At 41.6% G+C, this 25,060-nt stretch carries 26 protein-coding genes; 17 read left to right on the top strand and 9 right to left on the bottom strand.

The genetic code is table 11. From position 1 onward, the window contains the following. The first annotated feature begins 9 nt into the window (after positions 1 to 9). The 5 genes from VIM89_RS04225 to VIM89_RS04205 all read left to right on the top strand — a co-directional run bounded on the left by VIM89_RS04225 (position 10) and on the right by VIM89_RS04205 (position 4,975). On the top strand, positions 10 to 195 hold the full coding sequence (locus tag VIM89_RS04225; RefSeq protein ID WP_488154884.1) for a hypothetical protein: 186 nt from the start codon (positions 10 to 12) through the stop codon (positions 193 to 195). A gap of 200 nt (positions 196 to 395) precedes the next feature. After that, the gene (locus tag VIM89_RS04220) at positions 396 to 749 is read left to right on the top strand and encodes a hypothetical protein (protein ID WP_488154883.1); all 354 of its coding nucleotides are present in this window, start codon (positions 396 to 398) and stop codon (positions 747 to 749) included. Between the two features lie 219 nt (positions 750 to 968). Further along, positions 969 to 2,276: an ammonium transporter gene (locus VIM89_RS04215; RefSeq protein WP_488154882.1), complete on the top strand. Its 1,308-nt coding sequence runs from the start codon at positions 969 to 971 to the stop codon at positions 2,274 to 2,276. A gap of 217 nt (positions 2,277 to 2,493) precedes the next feature. Then, positions 2,494 to 3,621 carry a phosphotransferase enzyme family protein gene (locus VIM89_RS04210; RefSeq protein ID WP_488154881.1) on the top strand — a complete coding sequence of 376 codons (1,128 nt, stop codon included), beginning with the start codon at positions 2,494 to 2,496 and terminating at the stop codon, positions 3,619 to 3,621. A 4-nt stretch (positions 3,622 to 3,625) separates the two neighbouring features. Further along, positions 3,626 to 4,975: a DUF3472 domain-containing protein gene (locus tag VIM89_RS04205; RefSeq protein WP_488154880.1), complete on the top strand. Its 1,350-nt coding sequence runs from the start codon at positions 3,626 to 3,628 to the stop codon at positions 4,973 to 4,975. Positions 4,976 to 4,981: 6 nt separating this feature from the next. On the opposite strand, the gene VIM89_RS04200 is transcribed toward VIM89_RS04205, so the two are convergent. The 3 genes from VIM89_RS04200 to VIM89_RS04190 form a co-directional block, all read right to left on the bottom strand. Further along, positions 4,982 to 5,782 (bottom strand): phosphatase PAP2 family protein, encoded by an 801-nt coding sequence (locus tag VIM89_RS04200; protein ID WP_488154879.1) that lies wholly within the window; start codon positions 5,780 to 5,782, stop codon positions 4,982 to 4,984. Between the two features lie 158 nt (positions 5,783 to 5,940). Continuing rightward, positions 5,941 to 6,711: a phosphatase PAP2 family protein gene (locus VIM89_RS04195; RefSeq protein ID WP_488154878.1), complete on the bottom strand. Its 771-nt coding sequence runs from the start codon at positions 6,709 to 6,711 to the stop codon at positions 5,941 to 5,943. Positions 6,712 to 6,923: 212 nt separating this feature from the next. Then, complete coding sequence (locus VIM89_RS04190) at positions 6,924 to 8,333, bottom strand: phosphohexomutase domain-containing protein (protein ID WP_488154877.1); 1,410 nt, start codon at positions 8,331 to 8,333, stop codon at positions 6,924 to 6,926. Positions 8,334 to 8,421: 88 nt separating this feature from the next. Here VIM89_RS04190 and VIM89_RS04185 point away from each other — a divergent pair, with 88 nt between their 5' ends. Further along, positions 8,422 to 9,732, top strand: coding sequence for an aspartate kinase (locus VIM89_RS04185; RefSeq protein WP_488154876.1), 1,311 nt, complete (start codon positions 8,422 to 8,424; stop codon positions 9,730 to 9,732). Between the two features lie 121 nt (positions 9,733 to 9,853). Further along, entirely contained in the window at positions 9,854 to 11,065 is a 1,212-nt protein-coding gene (lysA, locus tag VIM89_RS04180; RefSeq protein ID WP_488154875.1) for a diaminopimelate decarboxylase, read from the top strand. Positions 11,066 to 11,067: 2 nt separating this feature from the next. On the opposite strand, the gene VIM89_RS04175 is transcribed toward lysA, so the two are convergent. After that, positions 11,068 to 11,832 (bottom strand): hypothetical protein, encoded by a 765-nt coding sequence (locus VIM89_RS04175; protein ID WP_488154874.1) that lies wholly within the window; start codon positions 11,830 to 11,832, stop codon positions 11,068 to 11,070. 159 nt (positions 11,833 to 11,991) lie between these two features. Between VIM89_RS04175 and VIM89_RS04170 the strand changes: the two genes are divergently transcribed. The 6 genes from VIM89_RS04170 (at position 11,992) to VIM89_RS04145 (ending at position 17,417) form a co-directional block, all read left to right on the top strand. Beyond that, positions 11,992 to 13,644 (top strand): ribulokinase, encoded by a 1,653-nt coding sequence (locus VIM89_RS04170; protein ID WP_488154873.1) that lies wholly within the window; start codon positions 11,992 to 11,994, stop codon positions 13,642 to 13,644. After that, positions 13,637 to 14,332: an L-ribulose-5-phosphate 4-epimerase AraD gene (gene araD / locus VIM89_RS04165; protein WP_488154872.1), complete on the top strand. Its 696-nt coding sequence runs from the start codon at positions 13,637 to 13,639 to the stop codon at positions 14,330 to 14,332. The genes VIM89_RS04170 and araD overlap by 8 nt, the downstream gene beginning before the upstream one ends. Positions 14,333 to 14,385: 53 nt before the next feature. Continuing rightward, positions 14,386 to 15,876, top strand: coding sequence for an L-arabinose isomerase (gene araA / locus VIM89_RS04160; protein WP_488154871.1), 1,491 nt, complete (start codon positions 14,386 to 14,388; stop codon positions 15,874 to 15,876). A 148-nt stretch (positions 15,877 to 16,024) separates the two neighbouring features. Continuing rightward, on the top strand, positions 16,025 to 16,681 hold the full coding sequence (locus VIM89_RS04155) for an HAD family hydrolase (RefSeq protein ID WP_488154870.1): 657 nt from the start codon (positions 16,025 to 16,027) through the stop codon (positions 16,679 to 16,681). 80 nt (positions 16,682 to 16,761) lie between these two features. After that, positions 16,762 to 16,956 (top strand): cold-shock protein, encoded by a 195-nt coding sequence (locus VIM89_RS04150; RefSeq protein WP_488154869.1) that lies wholly within the window; start codon positions 16,762 to 16,764, stop codon positions 16,954 to 16,956. Between the two features lie 128 nt (positions 16,957 to 17,084). After that, the gene (locus VIM89_RS04145; protein ID WP_488154868.1) at positions 17,085 to 17,417 is read left to right on the top strand and encodes a YtxH domain-containing protein; all 333 of its coding nucleotides are present in this window, start codon (positions 17,085 to 17,087) and stop codon (positions 17,415 to 17,417) included. A gap of 105 nt (positions 17,418 to 17,522) precedes the next feature. Here VIM89_RS04145 and VIM89_RS04140 read toward each other — a convergent pair whose 3' ends face one another. After that, complete coding sequence (locus VIM89_RS04140; RefSeq protein WP_488154867.1) at positions 17,523 to 19,373, bottom strand: M1 family metallopeptidase; 1,851 nt, start codon at positions 19,371 to 19,373, stop codon at positions 17,523 to 17,525. 267 nt (positions 19,374 to 19,640) lie between these two features. Beyond that, positions 19,641 to 20,162, bottom strand: a complete 522-nt coding sequence (locus VIM89_RS04135) for a DUF892 family protein (protein ID WP_488154866.1) — start codon at positions 20,160 to 20,162, stop codon at positions 19,641 to 19,643. A 175-nt stretch (positions 20,163 to 20,337) separates the two neighbouring features. On the opposite strand from VIM89_RS04135, the gene VIM89_RS04130 reads away from it, so the two are divergent. Together VIM89_RS04130 and VIM89_RS04125 are read left to right on the top strand one after the other, a co-directional pair. Next, positions 20,338 to 20,709: a winged helix-turn-helix domain-containing protein gene (locus VIM89_RS04130; protein ID WP_488154865.1), complete on the top strand. Its 372-nt coding sequence runs from the start codon at positions 20,338 to 20,340 to the stop codon at positions 20,707 to 20,709. A 212-nt stretch (positions 20,710 to 20,921) separates the two neighbouring features. After that, a complete protein-coding gene (locus VIM89_RS04125) occupies positions 20,922 to 21,512 on the top strand; it encodes a hypothetical protein (protein ID WP_488154864.1) in 591 nt (196 codons plus the stop codon). Here the strand turns inward: VIM89_RS04125 and VIM89_RS04120 are convergent, their stop codons facing one another. Then, positions 21,513 to 22,121, bottom strand: coding sequence for an alpha-ketoglutarate-dependent dioxygenase AlkB family protein (locus VIM89_RS04120; RefSeq protein ID WP_488154863.1), 609 nt, complete (start codon positions 22,119 to 22,121; stop codon positions 21,513 to 21,515). A 161-nt stretch (positions 22,122 to 22,282) separates the two neighbouring features. Between VIM89_RS04120 and VIM89_RS04115 the strand changes: the two genes are divergently transcribed. Both VIM89_RS04115 and VIM89_RS04110 read left to right on the top strand, forming a co-directional pair. Beyond that, positions 22,283 to 22,822, top strand: a complete 540-nt coding sequence (locus tag VIM89_RS04115; RefSeq protein ID WP_488154862.1) for a DUF2911 domain-containing protein — start codon at positions 22,283 to 22,285, stop codon at positions 22,820 to 22,822. 78 nt (positions 22,823 to 22,900) lie between these two features. Further along, on the top strand, positions 22,901 to 23,746 hold the full coding sequence (locus VIM89_RS04110) for a PI-PLC domain-containing protein (protein WP_488154861.1): 846 nt from the start codon (positions 22,901 to 22,903) through the stop codon (positions 23,744 to 23,746). A gap of 12 nt (positions 23,747 to 23,758) precedes the next feature. Here the strand turns inward: VIM89_RS04110 and VIM89_RS04105 are convergent, their stop codons facing one another. Next, complete coding sequence (locus VIM89_RS04105; RefSeq protein ID WP_488154860.1) at positions 23,759 to 24,574, bottom strand: SDR family oxidoreductase; 816 nt, start codon at positions 24,572 to 24,574, stop codon at positions 23,759 to 23,761. Next, positions 24,561 to 25,060, bottom strand: a 500-nt coding sequence (locus tag VIM89_RS04100) for a glycosyltransferase family 2 protein (protein WP_488154859.1), incomplete at its 5' end; no start/stop codon positions are given. The genes VIM89_RS04100 and VIM89_RS04105, both read right to left, overlap by 14 nt.

The following is a 25,060-nucleotide window of genomic DNA, read 5'->3' as shown; positions in this document are numbered from 1 at the left end:
ATTAACATCATGGCACAAAAAGTAATTACAGTGAACATTAATGTTTACGAGCAAACCATAACCAATCGTCATTCAGCATACGAAATTAAGGATGTAAATAAATTCCTGGATGAAGGCTGGACAATAAAACAAGTTATCCCCGGCACTACAACCGCCGCTAACTGGACTAATCTTACTTTTATATTAGAAAAATAAGATTTTTAAAGATTACCCATTTACAGAATGTCCTTTATGAATAATAAAGGACATTTTTTATTTATAAATAATTCAGTTTTTAATAAAAAACAGACAATTACTTATAAATAAAGACATAAAATCAACATAAAATTCTTTTATTTTCAATTTTTATTAAAAAAAATATACGTTTTTTATATTTTATTTTCTATTTTTATGAAATGAGGATAAAATATTTATTATTTCTTCCTTTATTTTTCCTAGTATCTCTCGCATTCACTAAAAACAGCGAGACATCTTCGCATGAAAACAATCGCCATTATCTTTCAAAGGGCAAAAGCGATCTGACGAAGAATAGCAACACCAGTTATTCGATCATAATCAGTCCAGTCGAGTCTACACCTGTCATTAATCTTCGGGTACACAAAACAGTTCATTATGCACAGCATATGTTTTTTGTGGAGAACGATTACCTGGCACGTCTCAAACATTATAACTTTTTCTCCGGAAGCGGGCACAAGCAAAGCTTTGCCTCCCAAACAGCCCTGTTGTTTCCGTTTCACGCCTTTTGGTAGGATATCCCCATCGGATACTGTATTTTAATTTTAGGACATCAGTCTATTGTATAGGCTTTAATTTCTATTGAATAAAACTGCAGGCGTTCCTACCCATTCTTATTAGTAGTTCATAATCTTTTTAACAGAAAGTAGTCCCGTACCGGCTATCATTTATTTGCTGGCCTGGTTGCTATTGCCCTTTTTAGCAAGCGGATTGCCTTTAAAATATTTTGTCAAATGAAAAAATTCATACCATTCGCCATACTTATTATTGTAGTTATTCTTGCACTTATCTATCCATCCTTTGAAACCGTTAATATTAAGGGCAACAAAATCGACACCGGCGACACGGCCTGGTTATTAGTTGCTACTGCACTCGTATTACTTATGACACCAGGCCTTGCTTTCTTTTATGGCGGTATGGTAAGCAAAAAGAACGTGCTTTCTACCATGATGCAGAGCTTCGTCTGTATGGGCGTCATCACTGTTATCTGGGTAGTTTTTGGGTTCAGCCTGGCTTTTGGCGATAGCATTGGCGGTTTTATCGGCAATCCGTCCACCTTTTTTATGATGAAAGGCATGCTGGGCAATGCTACCTGGAAACTGGCGCCTACTATCCCTTTGGTGCTATTTGCCATGTTCCAATTAAAATTTGCCGTGATCACCCCTGCATTGATCACCGGCGCCTTTGCTGAGCGCATCCGGTTTAACTCTTACGTTATCTTTCTGTGTCTATTCATGATATTTATCTACGCTCCTCTGGCGCACTCTACCTGGCATCCTGATGGCTTCCTGTTCAAATTAGGCGTGCTTGATTTTGCCGGTGGTACAGTTGTGCATATGTCAGCCGGATGGGCGGCGCTGGCTTCGGCATTATATTTAAAACAACGTAATGAGCCCAGCCATTCTCCCGCACGCATTAGTTATGTATTGCTTGGAACAGGTCTGCTATGGTTCGGATGGTTTGGATTTAACGCGGGTTCAGCTTTAGGTTCTGGACCATTAGCGGCTACAGCATTGGCAACCACTACAACAGCATCGGCGGCTGCAGCAATGTCCTGGATATTCTTTGATATGCTCCGTGGTAAAAAGCCATCGGTAATGGGTGCTTGTATTGGTGCTGTTGTAGGATTGGTTGCTATCACTCCTGCTGCAGGTTTTGTAACCATTCCACATTCACTTATTGTGGGCATTATATCAGCAATGGTTAGCAACCTGGTGGTTTTATGGCGTACTAAAACAACTATTGACGATACACTGGATGTATTCCCATGTCATGGTGTTGGCGGCATGGTGGGTATGCTGATGACCGGCATTTTTGCACATCAGAATGTAAACAGTGGCAATACTACCGGTAATGGTTTGTACTACGGCCAAACACACTTATTTTTTGTTCACTTGGTCGCTTTAGTGGTTGTATCCGCATTTGCTTTCTTTGGTTCATTGCTTTTATTAAAGATCACTGATCTGATTAGCAAACTGCGTGTATCACCACAAGAAGAATCGATGGGATTGGATATGAGCCAGCACGATGAAGGCCTATAATCCCCGCATATCAAAATTCAATCAGCCTGTTGTTCCTCTTTATCAAGTCGTTATAAAGCAAGCAAAAAGGTTTTGATTGATATGACTTTCATTGTTCTGTTTTAACGACTATACTGATAAAGATCATTATAATGGGAGGCTGCCCTGTCGGAGGGGCAGCCTTTATTATTTATTGGCGCTTGTTAAGTAGCTTTGTTTCCCGATATTTGGGCGACTAATGAGCCAATTTACGTCGACTGACACTCGTATTTATAACCTGGTAGCAGCATTTAAGATCGATGCTGATATTGCGTCCGTTGTTCCATTTGGCAGCGGGCATATTAACGATACTTACCGAATCAAAAACAGTGATCCCAACGGAGTCGATTATTTGCTTCAGCGTGTCAATCATTATGTATTTAAGGATGTGCCTGTCCTGATGCAAAACCTGCTGTATGTTACTGAACATTTAAAGGAAAAGCTTGCTGAAGTACAGGGATCTGATCTTGAAAAAGAAGTAATGACCATAGTGGAAACACGTGACGGTAAACCTTATTTTCAAGATGATGAAGGCAACTATTGGCGTGTGTTTCATTTCCTTAAAGACACACGCAGCTATGACCAGGTCACAACCACACAACAAGCCTATGAAGGCGGTAAAGCCTTTGGGCGGTTTCAGGCATTGCTTGCCGATATGGAGCCAAATCTCATAAAAGACACTATACCCGACTTCCATAATATCGAATCACGTTTAGCAAAATTTGAACAGGCTGTTGACGCAGATAAAGTTGGCAGGCTACACAAGGTATTACCCGAGGTTGAATTTATCCGGCAACGTGTGGATGAAATGAGTGAAATATTAAGGCTTGGCCGGGCCGGTGAGTTACCACTTCGGATTGTGCATAATGATACCAAGTTCAATAATGTCTTATTAAACAGTGATGACCATGCCCAATGCGTCATCGACCTGGATACGGTTATGCCCGGCTATGTAGCTTATGACTTTGGAGACTCGATCCGCACTATTGCAAATACCGCTTCAGAGGACGAAGGCACTGTTGAATTGATCGACATAAATATTTCATTATTTGAATCTTATACAAAAGGGTATCTGAAAGAAGCAATTGTTTTTCTAACCGGATCAGAGTTAAATTCCTTATTAAAAGGCGTGCTTCTTTTGCCTTATGCACAGACGGTTCGCTTCCTCACTGACTACCTGGAAGGCGATCATTATTATAAAATTCAGTCGCCTGATCATAATCTTCAGCGCACAAGGGCTCAACTGGCTTTGGTAAAAAAACTGGAAGAGAACAGAGAAAAACTTGGCCAGATCATTACGGACACCTGGCATCAATATAAATCTTAAACCGATGGCATTTTTGTTTAAAAGAGAATTACACAAAGACGTAATGCATTACGTCTCTACGATCATACTTTGTGCAATCTGTACTCTGCCTGTTTTTGGTAGAGACGCAATGCATCGTGTCTCTACGGCAATAGATACACTTACCACCGTTCCAATCGGCGGCAATACCTGGCGTGCAGATAAAGACACCACGAACGGCAACATCAACGATGAAGGCATTGTACATTGGAGTAATTTGGATGCCAGATACACTGTATATTTCCGCTTAGGCAGTACCGGAAAATTCAAGTTGTATTTGAATATGGCAGTCCCCGGGGGTAAAAGTAAAATAGCAATAACTACACTGGGACTAACGAAACAAATTTTAGTATCTGCAGGCACCTTTCAGGATGTTTATGTTGGCGAGTGGACCGCTACAGATACCGGCTACGTAGCTGTCAAAATAAAAGGGATAGCAAAAACCGACAGCTTATTTGCCAATATCAGCAGCATAAAATTAGAAGGAGCTGCCATCAACAATAAAACAACCTTTGTAAGAAACAACAATGGTCAGTTCTTTTACTGGGGACGTCGTGGCCCTTCTGTGCATTTAGGCTATACAGTTCCCGATGGTGTAAATGCCGAATGGTTTTATAATGAAGTAACTGTACCCAAAGGCAATGATATCTTAGGCTCTTATTTTATGGCTGATGGCTTTGGCGAAGGCTATTTCGGCATGCAGGTAAACTCTCTTACTGAGCGGCACATACTTTTCTCGGTTTGGAGCCCTTTTAACACCGATGACCCCAAAGCTATTCCTGACGACCAGAAAATCATCATGCTAAAAAAAGGAAATAATGTTCACACGGGCGAATTTGGCAACGAAGGCTCAGGCGGGCAAAGCTATCTCAATTATACGTGGCATGCAGGTCAAGCTTATAAATTCCTGGTACATGCTAAGCCCGATGGTAAGGGTCGAACCGAATACACCGCTTACTTTTTTGCCCCGGAGCTAAACAAATGGCAACTGATCGCCAGCTTTAGCCGGCCTAAAACGAACACTTACCTAAAACATCTTCACTCCTTTCTGGAAAATTTTGAGCCGGAAGAAGGCACAAAAACCCGCGAAGTACTATTCAATAACCAATGGATATGCGCTAGCAATGGTAATTGGACAGAGCTTACCAAGGCACGTTTTACAGGCGATAATACCGCAGTAAAAGGCTTTCGGATGGATTATGCAGGCGGATTAGAAGGAAGTTCTTTCTACCTGAAAAATTGCGGATTCTTTAATTATTATACACCACGAAATATCTATTTCACCCGTCCTTCCGGGGGTAAAAAGCCAACTGTTGACTTAAATAAACTGCCCTAACGCTTTCTAAAATGTCTTCGCAAAAGCAAGACCCGGCATGCCATCCTGGTAAGTTGGCATCAGCAGCATGCTTTTCTTGTTGCCATTCTTATCCTTATGAGTGAGCCAATTACGGATATAAGGATAAGTGAGATAAGCCAGTTTAGTAGAGATAATACCAAATCCAGCACCTGCTACCACGTCGCTGAACCAATGGTCGCGATTATACATTCTGAAAACACCCGTAGTAACTGCAAATGTGTAACCAATTACTGTGTACACCGGTGAATGACTTGAGTATTCCTGTGCAAAAAACTCAGCTCCCATAAAGGCTATGGCAGTGTGGCCGGAGGGAAACGACAAATAATCAGATTTGTTCGGTCGTAAACGATGGGTAAAATGTTTGATCGACAAAGTACCAAGACCCATATAGGCTGCAGACAGTCCCAGCAGTGCGGTTCTGTCAATAAAAGTATTTTTACCAGCTACGCCTATTAAGTTCAGACCATAGGTCATTACAATTGGCCCTATCAAAAAATAACTTTCAGCTTTAGTGTTGAAATTGGGGTTCGTTTTGTGTATTTCGCCCTGTACATCGAAATCGATCTGGCGTATCGGTTTTATCCAGAATGATACTGCACCATAAGTAATAGCAGCACCCGGCGGGATAAGTGATAGTGGATTGCTATGCAACTTTTTAACCGTATCAGGCGCTGTTAAAAGGTCCTTTTTTATGGTATCAACAACTTTCTTTTTGCTGGTGTCCGTTACCTGGGCACTCACTTCAAAAGATATAAGGCTTAAGAGAATGAATATTAACTTTTTCAAAGGCATTAAATTTAGTTTAGTGTAGCTATTTAATAATCAAACAATTAAGGGGTGTTAAATTGTTTGATTATTTAACTAAAATTTAATGCTATCTAAATAAACAATCTGTATAAAATCTGAACTTTTTCTACAGAAACGCTATATGAACCGGAAAAAAATTAAAATCTCATTGACAAAGAAAGCCCCGGAGTACCATTCTCAAATGTTGGCATAACGAGTGTACTTTTACCGGTATTATCGCTATGAGTAAGCCAGTTTCGCAGATACGGATATACCAGATAGGCCGCTTTGGTAGATAATATACCGAAACCGGCACCCGCCACCACATCGCTGAACCAATGTGCCCGGTTATATATACGGAATATGCCCGTTGTAGTGGCGAAACTATATCCGACGATAGTATAAAGCGGTGATTTATCACCATACTCCTGCGCCATAAACTCAGCAAAGGCGAAGGCTGCTGCAGTATGGCCTGACGGAAAGGACAAATAATCGGAACCATCCGGCCGCAAACGATGCGTCATACTTTTGAGCGGGAAGGTGGAAAGACTCATGAATGCTGTCGACAAGCCGAACAATGCGGTTCTGTCCACAAACCTGTTTTTGCCCTCAACGCCTACCAGGTTCAGTCCATATACTGCGATAACCGGACCGAATAAAAAATAACTTTCGGCTTTAGTATTAAAGCCGGGGCTCATTTCATGCGTCTCTCCGGTTACAAAATGATCGAATCTCCGTAGAGGATGAACTGCGAATGATAAGGCACCGTAGCCAACCAGGCCAGCGGGGACGATTAATGCATACGCTTTACTATGCAAATGCTTTACCGTGTCAGGGACCTGGGTAAGGTCTTTTTTAATTGAATCTACAATCTGGGAATTTGCTTTTAATGAAATAACAGCTAAAAAAATGAACAGGAACTTTTTCACGTGCACTACTACTTTAAATTGAAATATGGATTAAATACTTAAGTAAAAAATATTCAATAGTGCGGAGGCTCCCTAACCTAATCTGGAATAAACGTTACAATAAAGGATAGTATAACCAAAAAATATTTGATTTATTGTGTATGAAATATTATTTCATAAAAAAAAGCCACCTGTGTTTACAGATGGCTTACAAATATTAATTTGTAGTTGAATTATCCTAACAAAACCGCCTTCACTTTATCCAGTATTTTGAATGCTTCTGCCGAGCCTGGTGCTTCAGCATAAACACGCAATACCGGTTCAGTTCCCGAAGGACGGATCATTACCCAGCTTTCATCTTCGAAGAAGAATTTATAGCCGTCCATATCTTCTGTGCGGGCTACTTTTAAATCGCCAAAGCTGCTGTATCCGCTTTTGCAATTGCTGATGATCTTCTGTTTCAGCTCTTCAGTAACGTGCAAGTCGTAACGCTCTACAGCAAATTTGCCTACCACGTCATATATCTCTTGAACCAGTTCGCTTAACGAACGTCCTGATTTAGCAATAAATTCCCAAACGATCAGACCGATCCAGATACCGTCACGCTCAGGGATATGTCCCACTACAGCGATACCGCCTGACTCTTCACCGCCTACAAGAAATGGCCTGCCAGAGTTTACAATTAGATCGCAGATATATTTAAAGCCGATCTTAGTTACGATATTTTTCAATCCGTAAGCATCGCAAAGCTTTTGAATTTTGCTGGTACAGCTAAAGGTTGAATATACGTCGCCGCTTAAACCTTTTACTTTATGCATGTAGTGGATCAGCAGCAATAAAATATGGTGCGAATCCACAAAGTTGCCGTCCTGGTCATATAAACCGATACGGTCAGCATCACCATCCGTTACCAAACCTGAAGCGATCTCCCCTTCTGAAAGTTTGATGATATCTTCAAACTCTTTCAGGTTACGCTGGATAGGCTCAGGAGCCTGACCTGCAAAGCCAGGATTGTGGTCGCTGTGAATACGGGTGATATCCGGGAACAAACGCTCCATTACGTTCATGCCTGCACCATACATGGCATCGTAGGCCCAACCTAAGCCGCTGGTGCGGATCAGTTCCAGGTCGAAGTTATTTTCTACATGCGCCACATACATGTCTTCGAGGTTGATAAACTCAACCAAGCCGTCTTTCTGATAATCAGCTATTGATTTCAGATCGAGCGATAAATTTTCAGGTATCTGAGATTCTACCTTTTCGATATCGTCTGGTGTAGCCGGACCGCCATAGCTGGCTTTGATCTTGTAGCCGTTATATGACGGCGGGTTATGACTGGCGGTGATGATAATACCTGCTGAAGCTTCTTTTCTAACGGTTCCCAACGAGATCATAGGGGTAGAAACAAAAGTATTTTCGGCACGGTAAACCTTCACCCCCTGCGACGCCAGTACGCGGGTGACAACATCGGCAAACATTGGGCCTGCAAAACGCGGGTCGCAACCTACAACGGCCGATGGGTTTTTAAATTCCTGCTTTAGCCACAATGCGTTTGCATAGGCTACTCGTTTTACATTCTCAACTGTAAAATCATCTGCGATGATGGCTCTCCAGCCATCGGTACCAAACTTAATTTTGATCATTGTGGGTTATAATGGTTAAAAATCCTATTTTTAGCGCCTTAATTTCTATACAAGAATATTAATCATTTGTGTTAAATAGAAACAAAAAATGAAAGTTTTAAAATTTGGCGGTACATCGGTGGGAAGCCCTGAAAGGATGAAAAAACTGCTGGATATAATCGATGCTTCTGAAAGGCAGATTGTGGTTCTTTCGGCAGTATCAGGCACTACGAATAGTTTGGTTGAAATTGGTCAGGCTTACCTTGCGGGCGATAAACCAAAAGCTGCTAACCTGATAAAGGCTTTAAAAGACAAATACGAAATATTTATAAAGGAACTTTTTGCCAAACCCGAATACCTGGAGCAAGGCAATGAAGTGATCGACTATCATTTTGACCTGCTAAGCAACCTGTCAAACGATCTGTTCACCAATATTGAGGACAAGATCATCCTGGCACAAGGAGAATTGCTATCTACAACCTTATACCATGTTTATCTGAAAGAGATCGGTGTGTCATCAGTATTACTGCCTGCACTAGATTTTATGAAGATAGACGAGGATAATGAGCCGATAGTAGATTATATTACCGAGCATATTACACCATTATTAAATAAATACCCGGATAATAAGCTGTTCATTACGCAAGGCTATATCTGCCGTAACAGCTTTGGCGAGATTGATAACCTGCGTCGTGGCGGTAGTGATTATACAGCATCGCTGATCGGTGCAGCCATTCGCAGCGAGGAAGTACAGATTTGGACCGACATTGACGGTATGCATAATAATGATCCCCGGATTGTGAAAGGCACCAAACCTATAGCACAGCTTTCATTTGATGAGGCGGCCGAGTTAGCGTACTTCGGCGCGAAAATATTGCACCCGCAAAGCGTTTTCCCTGCACAGAAATATAAGATACCCGTTCGCTTGCTGAATACAATGGATCCGAAAGCTCCGGGCACATTGATCACTAACGACAGCGAAAAGAATAAAATAAAATCCATTGCCGCTAAAGATGGTATTACTGCTATCAAGATACAATCGACCCGGATGCTACTCGCACATGGTTTTTTACGTCGTGTGTTCGAGGTGTTTGAAAGATACAGGACATCTATCGATATGATTACTACTTCGGAAGTGGCGGTTTCATTAACTATTGATGATACCACTTACCTTGAAGAGATAAAAAACGAGTTATTAAGCTTCGGTTCTGTTGATATCGATAGAAATCAAACCATTATTTGCGTAGTAGGAGATTTTGGTGCTGAGCAGCATGGTTATGCAGTACGTGTATTGGAAGCTTTGAAGCATATCCCGTTACGTATGATCTCCTACGGCGGGAGTGATCATAATCTGTCTATATTATTAAATACAACAGAAAAAACAGAGGCGTTACGCAGTCTGCACAACAGATTGTTTTAAATAGATTATTAAAAGAGCGTCATTGCGAGGTACGAAGCAATCCCAAACTACACAGGGCGGATATGCCAATCGGGGATTGCTTCGTACCTCGCAATGACGGCAAAATGAATAGAATCAATAAATGTTCGATACCAATACCATAACACGATTTCAAGGTTTAGAAACACCGTTTTACTATTACGACTTGGGTCTGCTCCGCAAAACGTTAGAGGCTTGCAAAACTGCTTCTGACAAATATGGCTTCCATGTACATTATGCCATGAAGGCCAATTTCAACCCAAAGGTTATAGCAGCAATTCAATCGTATGGTTTTGGGGCTGATTGTGTAAGCGGCAACGAAGTATCGACTGCCATTGCTAATGGTTTTGATAAGAGCAAAGTGGTGTTTGCAGGTGTAGGAAAATCGGATAAAGAGATCAACACGGCGTTGGATGCAGATATTTTCTGTTTCAATGTGGAATCTATTCAGGAACTGTTCATCATTAATGAGCTGGCTCAGGCAAAAAACAAAAAAGCCAAAGTCGCTATCCGCATCAATCCAAATGTGGATGCACATACGCATCATTTTATTACCACGGGGCTTGATGAGAATAAATTCGGTATCAATACCTGGCAGTTAAATGATGTTATAGATGCGCTAAGAAAATGCACCAGTCTTCAATTTACAGGTATCCATTTCCATATCGGTTCACAGATAACTGACCTTGAAGTTTATAAAAACCTTTGCACCCGCATTAACGAGATGCAGGATTGGTTTGAAGATCACGGCTTCCCAGTAAAGGTATTGAATACCGGCGGCGGTCTTGGTGTAGATTACTATAATCCCGATACAAACCCGGTAGCCAACTTTGAAGGATATTTTAAAGTATTCAAAGACTTCCTGAAAGTAAAACCCGGTCAGGAAGTACATTTTGAGCTGGGTCGCGCGCTGGTGGCACAATGCTCTGCGTTAGTATCAAGAGTATTATATGTAAAGATCGGCCAGAAAAAGAATTTCCTGGTACTGGATGCTGGGATGACGGAACTGATCCGTCCAATGTTGTATCAAGCCTATCAGAAGATAGAGAATTTGACACGCGGGGCGCGAGGTGTAGGGAGCGAGGCGAATGAGCTAAGTGAAAATAACGCCAACCGCCAACCGCCAACCGCCAAACTTAAATACGACGTGGTTGGGCCGATATGTGAAAGTACTGACTGCTTCCAGAAAGACGTCGAATTACCTGAATCATTCCGGGGTGATATTTTTGCTATCCGCACAGCAGGCGCCTATGGCGAGGTGATGTCGTCAGGATATAATCTGCGCGATAAAGTGCAGAGTGTGTATTCCGAATAAGATCAGAATTTGTAGCCAAAGCGAATAAAAAAGTTATTTCCCGCTTCGGCTGTTGCAAAGTAATTCTTGAAAGTGATGAAATAGCTGATCTTTGGGAAATAATGGCGAAAAAACCTTGTATCAAGATTGTCATCATGATAATAGCTATCATCAAGATCATTATAGCCAAGAGTAGTTCCTAAAAAGCCTCTTATACCATGCTGGATGGAATTATTTCTACCGTGAAATAACACCTCGGTAGTCAGGCCTATTGTATAAAGATCGGTACGAGGGTCAACAAAATAACCTCCGCGATTCAGCAACTCCTGCCGGTAGGTAGCATAATCTCCAAATTCGTGGCTGTAAGCCATCTCTACACCAATAAATCGAAAATCTACATTTCCATCGGTAACAAAAGCATTGGCTGAGAACCGTGCCCCTACTGCTCCAAAAAACTTATCTGAGAAATAGTTGGCATCTGTTTTACTTCCTGAATACTGGTAGTCGCCGAATACGCCGAATGCACCATAAGCCACATTAAAGTTATCAAACTGGTGTCCCTCACTTAGATTGACCTGTCCGGAGGTAAGAAAATCGGTATAATTAATGCCTGTATAGTTATTTAAGCCAACAGATGCATATGTCTGACTGCTTTTGGCATCAAATGATGAGGGCTTGGGCTGATAGGCAATATCCTGGTGGTACATCGCAGGAGCATACACATGAGAGCATGCACTCAGCAACATCCCAGCAACGCATAAAAGGAGTAGAAGTTTAAGTCTCATCATCTCATTACGCATCTAAAACGCAATATATAACAATTCGTTTTATTAACTTTTAAATTACTATTTAAAATGTTTATGTTTACGCCACGGAAAAACAAGTGTTATTTTAACAATTATTATTTTTCGTTACCAATTTCAACTAGTTTATATTTATAAATAATTATGGATCAATTTGTTATCGGTGTTGATTATGGCACTGATTCTGTGCGCTCGGTAATTGTTGACGCGAAGAATGGAAAGGAACTGGCCTCGTCGGTCTTCTATTACCCGCGCTGGCAACAGGGATTATATTGCAATGCTGCCCAAAACCAGTTTCGTCAGCATCCATTAGACTATGTAGAGGGCCTGGAGCAGACTATTAAAAACTGCATCAAAATGGCAGGTGGTGCTTCGGTGGCATCAGGTATTAAAGCCATTTCGGTAGATACAACCGGCTCTACACCTGTTGCTGTTAATGAGGCTGGTGTTCCCCTGGCTTTAACATCAGGCTTTGAAAATAACCCCAATGCCATGTTCGTGTTGTGGAAAGATCACACAGGAGTTAAAGAGGCCGGGGAGATCAACGACCACGCAACAAAATTCGATATCAACTATCTGCAATATGTTGGCGGCATCTATTCATCAGAATGGTTTTGGGCAAAGCTGTTGCATGTTTTAAGAGCCGACGAGCAGGTTAGAAAAGCTTGCCACTCTTGGGTTGAACATTGCGATTGGATACCATTTCTACTCACCTGTAGCGACCATATTAATAAGATGAAACGGGGACGCTGTTCGGCTGGACATAAAGCTTTGTGGGCTGCTGAATTTGGTGGCTATCCGCCTGATGAATTCTTCTCATCGCTTGATCCATTATTAAAAGGCTACACCTCCACCCTTTTAAAAGAAACCTATACATCAGACCAGGCTGCAGGAAAGCTTAGTGCAGAATGGGCGAAAAGGTTAGGTCTATCAACTGACGTGATTGTCGGCATAGGTGCATTCGATGCACACATGGGCGCTGTAGGCGGACAAATTGAGCCTTATCATTTAAGCAAAGTGATGGGCACCTCTACCTGCGATATGCTGGTTGCGCCAAAATCGGACCTGGAAGGCAAACTGATCAAAGGCATTTGCGGACAAGTGGATGGTTCGGTAATTCCCGGCATGATAGGCCTGGAAGCGGGCCAATCAGCATTTGGCGATACTTATGCCTGGTTCAGGAAACTGCTGGAGTGGCCGCTGCAATTTATAGATGATAAGCAATTGCAGGAAAGTATATCCAATAAAATCATTCCTGAGCTAAGCAAACAGGCTGCTGTATTACCACTAGATGAAAATGCAGAACTGGCCGTAGACTGGCTGAACGGACGTCGTACCCCAGATGCAAACCAGTTATTAAAAGGTTCTATAAGCGACTTAAGTTTAGGCAGCGACGCACCACGTGTTTTCAGAGCGTGGGCCGAGGCTACTTGTTTTGGCGCGAAAAGCATCGTCGACCGTTTTAATAGTGAAGGTGTACCAGTAAAAGGATTGATCGGCATTGGCGGTGTGGCTAAAAAATCACCCTACATTATGCAAATGATGGCCGATGTGATGCAGATGCCTATCCGCATTCACCAGTTTGAGCATACCTGCGCTTTGGGTGCCGCTATGTTTGCTGCAACTGCTGCAGGCATCTATCCTAATGTAGAAGAAGCAATGGCAGCCATGGGCGGAGGATTTGATAAGGAATATTTCCCTGATCCGGCTAAAGCTGCATTATATCAAAAACGGTACGAAAAGTATCATGCACTGGGCAAATTTATCGAACAGAACACAACTAATAACCATGAGTAAATATCAGCATATACGCGAAGCTGCCTATCTGGCCAATATGAAATTGCCAAGATTGAACCTGGTGATTTTCACCTTCGGTAATGTAAGCGAGGCGGATCGTGATTTAGGCGTTTTCGCAATAAAACCAAGCGGCGTTCCTTATGAGGTGCTTTCACCCGCAAATATGGTGATCGTTGATTTTGATGGAAACCTGGTAGAGGGCGATATGCGGCCGTCATCCGATACCAAAACACACGCAGTTTTATATAAGCATTGGGATATCGGCGGAATCTGTCATACACATTCAACTTATGCTACTTCTTGGGCTCAGGCGCTGCGTGATATTCCCATTTATGGCACTACGCACGCTGATCATAAAACAGTGGACATCCCTTGTGCACAACCTATGCATGACGATATGATCAAGGGTGATTATGAGTATCAAACCGGCTTCCAGATAATGGATTGCCTGAATGAGCGCAAGCTCGATTATCACCAGGTGGAAATGATACTGGTGGGTAATCACGCACCATTTACCTGGGGTAAAAATGCCGATAAAGCAGTTTACAGCAGCGCTGTCCTGGAATCAATTGCCCAAATGGCGCTTTTAACCGAACAAATTAACCCGGAATGTAAACGGATGAAGGATTCGCTGATTAAAAAGCACTTCGAGCGCAAACACGGACCGGATTCTTATTATGGACAATAGTCAATAACAATTCACTAACTCACTAATTCACTCATTCACTCATTATATCATATATGATCAACTTAAAAGATTTTGAAGTCTGGTTTGTAACCGGCAGCCAGCATTTATACGGCGAAGAAACCTTGAAACAGGTAGCCGAACATTCTCAGCAAATAGCTAGGGCATTAGACTCAGCACAACAAATCCCTGTGCGGGTAGTTTTTAAGCCGACTGTAAAATCCCCTGAAGAAATATACAGCATTTGCCAGGAGGCCAATACTGCAAAAAATTGCATCGGTATCATCGCCTGGATGCACACCTTCTCCCCTGCTAAAATGTGGATCGGAGGATTGAAAATATTACAAAAACCATTGCTTCATCTGCATACCCAGTTTAACCGTGATATTCCGTGGGATAGCATCGACATGGACTTTATGAACCTGAACCAAAGCGCCCACGGCGACCGTGAGTTTGGTTACATCATGTCGAGAATGCGCCTGGAACGCAAAGTCGTTGTTGGTCACTGGCAGGACAATGAAGTTCTGGAACAAATCAATACCTGGAGCCGTGCTGCAACAGGCTGGAATGACCTGCAAGGTGCTCGTTTTGTTCGCTTTGGCGATAATATGCGGTATGTAGCTGTTACCGATGGGGATAAAGTGGAAGCTGAATTAAAATTCGGTTACTCTGTTAATACGCATGGTGTAGGAGATTTGGTAAAAGTGATCAATGCAATTAGTGACAAAGAGATCGACACTTTAACCAATGAGTATGAAGAAAAATACGCAGTTGTTCCATCATTAAGAAAAGGTGGCGATCAATATAATGCCTTACGTGATGCTGCGAAGATCGAACTTGGCTTAACTGCATTTCTACAGGATGGTAACTATAAAGGCTATACCGACACTTTCGAAGATTTACACGGTATAGTCCAATTGCCCGGAATTGCATCACAGCGCCTGATGGGCAAAGGCTACGGTTTTGGTGCCGAAGGCGACTGGAAGACTGCAGCCTTGGTTCGTGCCATGAAAGTGATGGGCAGCGGACTAAAAGGCGGCAACGCTTTTATGGAAGATTACACCTACCATTTCGATCCGAATAATCTGATGGTTTTAGGCTCCCACATGCTGGAAATATGCGAATCGATTGCAGATGGCAAAGCGAAATGTGAAATCCATCCTCTTGGTATTGGCGGCAAAGCTGATCCGGTTCGATTGGTGTTTAATGTAGCTTCCGGGCCAGCTCTCAATGCATCAATCATCGATATGGGCAACCGTTTCCGCTTATTGGTAAACGAAGTGGAAGCTATAGCGCCAACCCACGATCTGCCTAAATTACCAGTAGCACGTGTACTATGGAAGCCATATCCAGATATGAAAACAGGCTGTGCAGCATGGATACTAACAGGCGGGGCACATCATACCTGCTATAGCCAAAACCTAACTGCAGAACATTTACAGGATTTTGCAGAGATGGCTGGCATTGAGTGTGTACTGATCGGCAAAGAAACCAACCTGCGCCAGTTGAAGAATGAGCTGAAATGGAGTGAGGTGTATTACCGTTGATTTTGGTCTGAATCACAGATTAACACTGATTAAAGGATTTCACAGATTTTATGTAACTATGCCCATCAAAATCTTTGAAATAAGGTAAATCTAAAAAATCAGTGATTCAGACACCTAATCACTGATCAACTAATCTCTAATCACTAACATGCACGCTTTTATTTTCGACTTGAACGGTACCATGATCAACGACATGGAATATCATACCCGTGGCTGGATGTATACACTGAATGATATCCTGGGTGGACATTTTACCTGGGATGAAGTGAAACCGCAGATGTATGGCAAAAACCAGGAAGTGTTGGTGAGAATGTTTGGCGCCGGGAAATTTACAGATGAGGAAATGGATCGCCTATCTATTGAAAAAGAGAGACGTTATCAGCAAGAATTCCTGCCTAATTTGCAACTTTTACCTGGCTTGATGGAATTTCTGGAAAAGACTTATCAAGCCGGAATACCGATGGCAATAGGTTCAGCCGCTATTCCTTTTAATATCGATTTTGTTCTGAATAATCTGAATATCAGGCATTACTTTAAAGCTATTGTGAGTGCTGATGATGTTGTTTTTAGCAAACCTCATCCTGAAACATTTCTAAAAGCTGCGCAATTACTGAACGTAGAGCCTACAGACTGTTTGGTATTTGAAGATGTTCCAAAAGGTGTTGAGGCAGCGCAAAATGCCGGAATGAATGCGGTAGTGTTAACGACAACCCACCAGTCAGATGAGTTTAAAGCCTTTGAAAACGTACTACATTTTGCGGGTGACTTTACCGATACGTTCTTTAATTCTTTATTAAATAATTGATATAAAAATTTGTACAGCGGCAACCGCTTGTATTTATCGAAATATTATAGCTATCTTGCGGACTTTCAAAAAATAATATAATGCAAAAACAAGGAACAGTTAAATTTTTCAATGAATCAAAAGGTTTTGGTTTTATCGTCCCTTCTGATGGTAGCCAGGATATCTTTGTTCATTCAACAGGCCTTATCGACGAGATCCGCGAAAACGATCAAGTTGAGTTCGAAGTACAAAACGGACGTAAAGGCTTAAATGCGGTAAATGTAAAAGTTATTTAATCATAACTCCCTAAGTCAGTAATCGTATTGGTCCCGTTTTTTCAACGGGACTTTTTTATTTAATTAAAAAACACTATCTTTTATCTGTTGTTAGACTCTTAAAGATTAACCTTTTAAACACAAGAAAAATGAAAGATTCGGCAAAAGTAATAGTGGCACTTTTAGCAGGTGCAGCAGTTGGCGCTGCGGTAGCTTTACTATTGGCTCCAAGCAGCGGCTCTGAATTAAGAGAAGATATAGCAGATTATGTTGATGATATTGTCAGCTCAGCACGCAATAAAGCTGAATCTGCCGCCAACAGAGTACGTGAATACGGCAATGATACCATCGAAAAATCTAAATCAAAATTCAGGAGCGCAGTAAACGACCTGTCAAATTATAAAGACGGTGTAGTTGACAGCGTAAAATCAAGGGTAAAAAGTGGCGCAGATGAGCTAAATGATTCCGTTCAGGATGCTTAATAGCCATCGATAGCCCACTTAGGAAAAATGCCCGCTTGACGGGCATTTTTCTTTTGGGCGAAATTCGTAGAGACGCCGTGCATAGCGTCTCTACGAATTATATTATTATTTAGCTGTCCATTTATTGTTGCTTTCATCAGCGTCCATGAATATGCCGTTATCCAATTCTACCGATTTAATTGCTTTGGTAGTTTTGATCATGATAGCGATTTGCTTTTGATTTTTTTCCCAAACAGCAGGTGTTTGATGGAAGCTTTCAGTCTTACCGTCAGCATAAGTTACCTTAACATCAAACGGTATAACAAATCCACCCACATTTTTCACATCAGCTTTATAGCCCGCAGCCGATTTAGTTACGTTTTCCAGAGCCAGGTCATCATAATAATTGGTAAAGAACCAGTTATTGAAGAACCAGTTTAAATTTCTGCCCGATCCACTGTTCATCGAATTGAAATAATCCCATGGAATAGGATGTTTGCCATGCCAATTGTTCATGTAAGTGTGCAATGCTTTCTTAAACAGCTCATCGCCCAGCATATCTTTCAAAGCCAAATAGCTCAGTGATGGCTTCCCGTACGCATTATTACCATAACCCTGGCGTACCTCGCTTGATGGTGTGATCACCGGCAAATCTTCAGCAGTTGATTTATCGTGAATCCAATAATTAACACGGAATTGTTTGTAGAAATCTTCTGCGTGTTTAACATCGGTTTCTGTCTTGCCTATCAACAACTCATAGGTTGTCGCCCAGCCTTCGTCCATATAAGCATAACGACTTTCGTTGATACCCATATAGAATGGGAAATAAGTATGTGCTATCTCGTGATCCTGCACCAGTTGGGCAAATTTCAAATCACCTGTATGACTATCATTCACCATCATTGGGTATTCCATGTCGGCAAAGCCCTGGAATGCTGTCATCTTAGGGAATGGATACGGAATGCCTGGCCAGTTGTGAGAGAACCAGCCTAAGGCGTTACGTCCGAATTGCACAGAATGATGAAAATCCTGTGATTTATCAGGGAATGCAGCCTGCATGCTGGCGCGACGGTTTGCAGCATCATCGACCAATACGCTGGCAGCGTCCCAATCATAATGATCGCTGATTCCTACTGCCATGTCGCTGATATCACTCGCTGTCCATGTCCAGGTATTCCAGTCTTTTTGAGCGGTAATGTTTTTCTTAGCCAAGTCTTCCGCTGTTGCTACGTGAATTGTGGAATCGCTGGTGAAAGATTTTTCTAAACGGGCCGCATATTCCGGTTGCAATACCTGTTTAGGATTTTGCAATGTGCCAGTTGCCCAAACAATAAAGTTTTTAGGCACAGTTACATTCAGTTTATAGTCATTAAAGTCGTTATAAAATTCCTGTGCGTCCAGGAACTCCAGCCTGTCCCAGCCGTTATAATCATCATAAACAGAAACGCGAGGATAGAAATAAGCCAGGTAAAAAGAAGTCGAATCGATTATACCTTCCCTGCCCTGGCCCTTTGCTAATTGATAATGCCAAACAATATCCAGCTTAACTGAATCATGTGGCATTAATGGCTTTGCTAGCGCGATAGCCTGGTTAGTGGCGCGGGCAGTAACATTGCTCCAGTTTTTTGCTGTGCCGTTTACTTTAAAAGTATCCACCTGTATACCGTCGGTCAGGTAATCGGCAGATGTGCTGGAGGATCTTGCTGCACCGGGGCGGTGAATATTCATGATCAATTTCATATTCAGCCTGCTGAGTGTATCGGGGCTATTGTTTACATAAGTGATATGTTCAACTCCCTTAACATTTGGGTTTGGTGGCGCAACTGAAATGCTGATATCATATCTTCCCCAATTTTGCCAATAGTTTTTCCCGGGGCGACCATCTGGTGAGCGCGTACCTTTTTTATATGCCAGCTTAATATCGCGGGGCATATAAAGTTCCTGTGAATTTGCCTGCACAAAAATAATTGCGAGCACAATTGATAATAACGTAGTCTTTAACATTCTAAAAAATTTGAAGCAAAATACATATTAATCAGGCCGTCGCTATATGCTAAAATCAACTATTTGTGAGTAAGGCAGATAGGCTCAAACTAAAAAACTTTGTAAATAAGTGGTTACAAAATTTGGATAAAACACAATAATTCACTTACTTTGACATAGTTATTTTAATAGGGGTATTAAATAACTTTTCTGAAGCCAGATCGCAAGGTCTGGCTTCTCTTTTTGCAAAAATCCATAAAATCACTTTTGATTTTCGGCCTTCTTCTCCAGGTATTCCTCTGATATTAAGACAAATAAACGATCATTATCTACATTCTCATCAAAGCACTCAGTTAGCATTTGTGTGATCTCTGCATTGCCCATATAGCCGGCAATCATCTTCAACATCCGGAATGATGTCAACTCGATATTTTCGATCAACTGCATATACAGTATCACATCCATATCATTAATGATGGTTGATTTTCCGGAATTGTTATTGAGATTATAAGCCTCATCGATAACAGATTTGATAACTTCACAGCCCTCATCGGATGGCTTTGTTTTCAGGAGATTATATATCTCGTCAATCCGTGCCTGTTGTTTAAATACATCTTCCAGGTTTTCGCGAATAGCTAGTTTCATTGTATTGAATGAGGCGATCTCCTGCAGCTTAGGCAGATTGCGTGCGAGATATCCTTTAGTACAATTCACCCTATTTAGCTGGTGAATAAATAATTGTTTTAAATCAAGTTCGGTACGAGTTATATTAAGAGTGTTCATAGGTCAGAATTTTAATAATCAAGGTCTTAACAATAAAATTCTGACATTGTGTTGTCACCTTTTATTTACTTGTTCAATCTTTCATAAAATGAAACAATCTCTACTATAACTAAAAAGTAGATATTGTTACCTGCAAAAGCAATTTGCTGCATCGTTTCATTAATTTTGTTGAACCATGGCCAAATCGATAAAATATATTTTAAAGAAAGATCCTGAGATAAAAGTTGGCGGTAAATTATGGCTCGAATCAGAAGGGGAACGCTTTTTTGGGCCCGGACCTTTAGAACTGCTTGAAAAGATCGAAGATACCGGCTCAATAAGCAACGCCGCAAAGGCTATGAATATGTCCTACAAAAAAGCCTGGGAACTGATCAATCATCTGAATTCGCAGGCCGTCTCTCCTGTAGTGGTACCCCAAGCCGGCGGAGAAAAAGGTGGCGGGTCAATCCTGACTCCCGAAGGCCTTGAACTTATCAAATATTATAAGGCTTTACGTAAGCGATTCAAAACATTTTTAGAAAACGAGTCTGAACGTTTAAAAAAATAATCAATTTTTATTAGGCTATTTTCAGCATATCGTTATATATTTGAAAATATAACGAGCTTCGCCCTACATCAACCCTGTAATTGTTTTAAACTTTAAATAAAAGATCTAGCAATTTGATTAACAATTACTTATTTAAGTAAATATCCTGCAAGATTCACCTGCCCTACACTACTAAATGAAAAATAGCCGCTAATAATTTCAAAATTAACATCATGAAGCACAATTTACGTTCAAAACATTTACCCGGGACAATCTTAATTATAGTTATTCCTTTTACACTGTTATCGGGTAATGCATCAGCGCAACAATCCAGGACGGATTCAACAAAAATGAACCCTGCTGCTACGCCATCCGCAGCAACTTCAAAAACTTACCCCAGCGCAGTTGGCTACCTGAGCTTTATTGTACCTGTAGTAACCATTGATAAAGATGCAACCACCTGGAATTTTAATGGAACGACCAAGATTGGTTTTCCGGTCGGTGTGAATGTTTTGTACAGCGATCATTTCGGATTCAGTTACGAGTTTACACCTACTATTACCGCTACAAGCGCAAGCAGCAAGATGAGTAACCTGTTATTCGATCCGGGAACAATGTTTCGTTTTGAACATGGCTTTACCATTATTACACGTTTGGCTTTTGAGACAGCAGGACGCTACGGTTTTACGCCGGTATTTAACCAGGTATATGCACGCACTAAATATGTAAACTACTTTATTGCAGGTTCGCTCCCGGTACGGTTCGGCAACGGGGCACCGGCTTCTATCGGGTTCAACGTGCAGTTCGGCTTTACTTTTAATTAACTAATAGATCACTCTGAAGGTAAGATTTACCCTTGCCTTCAGTGGCTTAGTTGATTTGGGTATTTGATGCACCCAATTGTGTTGCAAATCGCCTTTCATGATCAGTAATGAGCTATTTTCGAGGTAGAGGGAATATTTACGGTCGCGCTCCTGTTTGTGCCTGATATCAAAGCGTCTCACCTGCCCAAAACTTATTGATGCGATGATTGGGTTAACACCCAGTTCGTATTCATCATCACTATGCCATGCAACCGAATCGTTAGCATCACGATAATAATTCAGCAAAACACTGTTGAATTTTACTCCTGCAACTGGTTCTATTCTCTCTTTGATCTGCAATAATTCTTCAGTCCAGGGAATTGGATAATGTTTGGTTCCCGAATAGATATACTCTTTATCCCTGTCGCCGTACCAGGCTGTAAGGCGCGGCGTTTTCACCAGTTTGCCATACATCGGTATATCTTCCTGTATCCATGGAACGGTGTTAATGAAAGTATTTAAAAAATCCTGACTTTCATCTGCATTGAAAAATCCTGCATGGTATTCCAGCAGGCCGGCAGGTAGACCGGCACTTTGTCCTGATTGTTCAAAAAAGCTTAATTGTTCCATTGTATGCAAATTTCAACGTTTGTATTGTTCATTCATAGCTTGTTTTTAACTTAACAGAAAAGCTAAACAAATCGACACTGTCATTAAATTTTTTTTGCAAGATTTGTATCTCTTAATCAATTGTCAGAAATCCTTAACAACCAAAATCAAGAAATCGTACTATGAAAAAGAATTATCCTGTAAAAGTGCTGGCCATTATCCTGCTATCACTCATGCTGCCCGGACTGTTAAAAGCCCAGGAAGACAAATCTAAAAGGCCAAGCCCTCCTGCAACTGCTACCGGGAAGATCGGCGATGCCACAATCACGATCAACTACAGCAGCCCATCTGTTAAAGGCAGAAAGATTTTCGGCGGAATTTTACCCTACGATAAACTTTGGAGGGCCGGGGCCAATGAAGCGACCCTATTTGAAACCAATAAGGATATTGTAGTGGAAGGCAAAAAACTACCGGCAGGCAAATACAGTTTCTTTGCTACACCTGGCGAAAAAGAATGGAAAATATTCTTCAATTCAGAAACAGGGCAATGGGGAGATAAAAAAGATGGCAGCGCAAATATGGATCCTGCCAAAACAGTGCTGACTGTTAGCGTAAAGCCTAAAAAGACAAGCGAATTAAACGAAAAGCTTGAATTCGCCGTAATGAAAAATGGCTTTGGCTTCAGATGGGAATATACAGACGTTTTTGTAAGCGCAAAATAAACATCAGTCGCCTAAAAGTGTTTAAACCTGCGAGTTTTAAATAACTCGTGGGTTTTTCTTTGATAATCTACCTTAAAAATGAAGAACAACCTTACCATTCGTCAATTATTACCTGTCCTAGTCTCCCTGTCTGTTATCAGTTGCAATAATCCAGGCACAACCTCAAAAACATCAGCAGCATCCGATTACCATGACCATGTGCAGATTCATTCGCACAATGATTATCAGCACGCTGTTCCTTTCACGGATGCATATTTTCATCACGCCGCCGAAATAGAAGCAGATGTGTTTCTTCCCAGAACTCCAGCGATGAAGGACTCATTAATGATTGGTCATGATACAACAGATATTACGCCGGGCCGGACACTTATTTCAATGTATATTGGCCCGATCGTATCCCTTTTCAAAAAATATAATAACCGGGTAAGCTCTGATCCGAATTACACTTTCAGACTGATGATTGATGTAAAGGACCAATGGAAAGATGTTTATTCCCTGCTTTTAAAAGAGATTAATAAATATCCGTCAGTTTTTAACAGGAAAGTTAATCCGATGGCTATACAGGTATTTGTTAGTGGTAACCGTCCGCCTGACTCAACATTTCATACTTATCCGGATATCATCAACTTTGATGGTCTGCCTGCACACAACTACGCCCAGGCCGATTTGGCAAAGGTGGTATTGATCAGTGATAACTTTGAGACTTATTCTCACTGGAAAGGTGAAGGCGAATTACCTGCCAAAGATTTAGCTGGGATTAAAAAAGTAATTGACGCAGCACATGCCATTGATAAACCATTTCGTTTTTGGGGAACGCCTGATAATGCCAATGTGTGGGAGCAGCTAAGACTGGCTGGTGCAGATGTGATCAACACGGATAAAATAGCCGATTGTACGCAGTATTTTGAAAGTTTCTATAAGTAAAAGTGATATACGCTACTTCAACAACGCATCCTTCTCTTTAGAAAACGTCTTATAAACCAATTTATCCAGCCACGCCGGGAAGAATTTGCTTAGCGTAACGGTAAGTTTACCCTGACCGGTCATGATGAGTGTACGCTTACGATTTTCAACGCCGTCGGTAATGATCTTTGCGACCTCTTCGGCAGTCATCATTTTATCTTCTTCCAGTGTGCTTTCGCCTTGCTGAGTGCCGTCTTTAGCTAATGCAGTGTTGCGGATGTTGGATGCAGTAAATCCCGGACAGGCAGTTAATACGTGAACACCCGTTTTCAGGTTCTCAATTCGTAATGCATCCAAAAAGCCGTTCAAGGCAAATTTTGAGGCGGAATAGCCTGTTCGTCCGGGCAAACCCTTGTATCCTGCAATGGAGGATACGCCTACAATGCTGCCCTGTGATTTTTGAATATGTGGCAGTGCATATTTGGTGCAATAGACAGTGCCCCAAAAGTTAACATCCATCAGCGTTTTCAAAACTTTCAGGTCAACATCTTTAAATAAAGCCCGCATGCTGATACCTGCGTTGTTGACCAGCACATCAATCCGGTTGAATGTCAAAATGGTTTGCTTGATAAGATGGCTGCAGTCTTCTTCGTTGGACACATCACATTGCACAGCAACTGCCTGGATATTGTATTTATTAATCAGGCTTTCAGTGAGTTCGCATAAGACAACATACTGGCGGGATGCCACAACAAGATTGGCGCCGCGACTGGCAAACTCAATTGCCAATGCTTTGCCTATCCCTGATGATGCCCCGGTGATGATTACGACTTTGTCATTCAATTTCATAAGACGATGGGTACAACTCGCCTATGTTTTTGATATTCAGCACAGGCAGTTTAAACAAATATTTAGCTGCGAATATAAACATAGCACCATAAAAATGCCTGAAGTAATTCCAGCTAAATTTGTTAACCGCCTTGCGTGGTAATTGAATGATATATGTTTTTGAGTAATAGTAATTCTTGAAGCCTTGCAGCCTTATGCGGTACGACAGGTCGATGTTATAGCCATACATGCCAAAACGCTCATCGAACATACCGGTTTTTTCCAATACCGATCGGCGCAGCATCATACAGTTGTCATTCAACACGTCTATTTCCTTGGTTTCAAACTCGTCTACCCAGTCAGCTTTTCTTTTTGAAACCGAATAAGCTTTAGGGAAATAAGAAGATAATCCGACAAACCTGATGAATGCAGCCCAGGCACCTGTTAAGGTATGTTTTGAATGATGCAGGTAGTCGCCTTTAAAATCAACCATGCGCACGCTTACGC

The organism is Mucilaginibacter sp. (genome assembly GCF_036568825.1).
Classification (GTDB): domain Bacteria; phylum Bacteroidota; class Bacteroidia; order Sphingobacteriales; family Sphingobacteriaceae; genus Mucilaginibacter.
The sequence above is the reverse complement of the archived record's forward strand: the minus strand, read 5'-3'. Positions and strand labels throughout refer to the sequence as shown.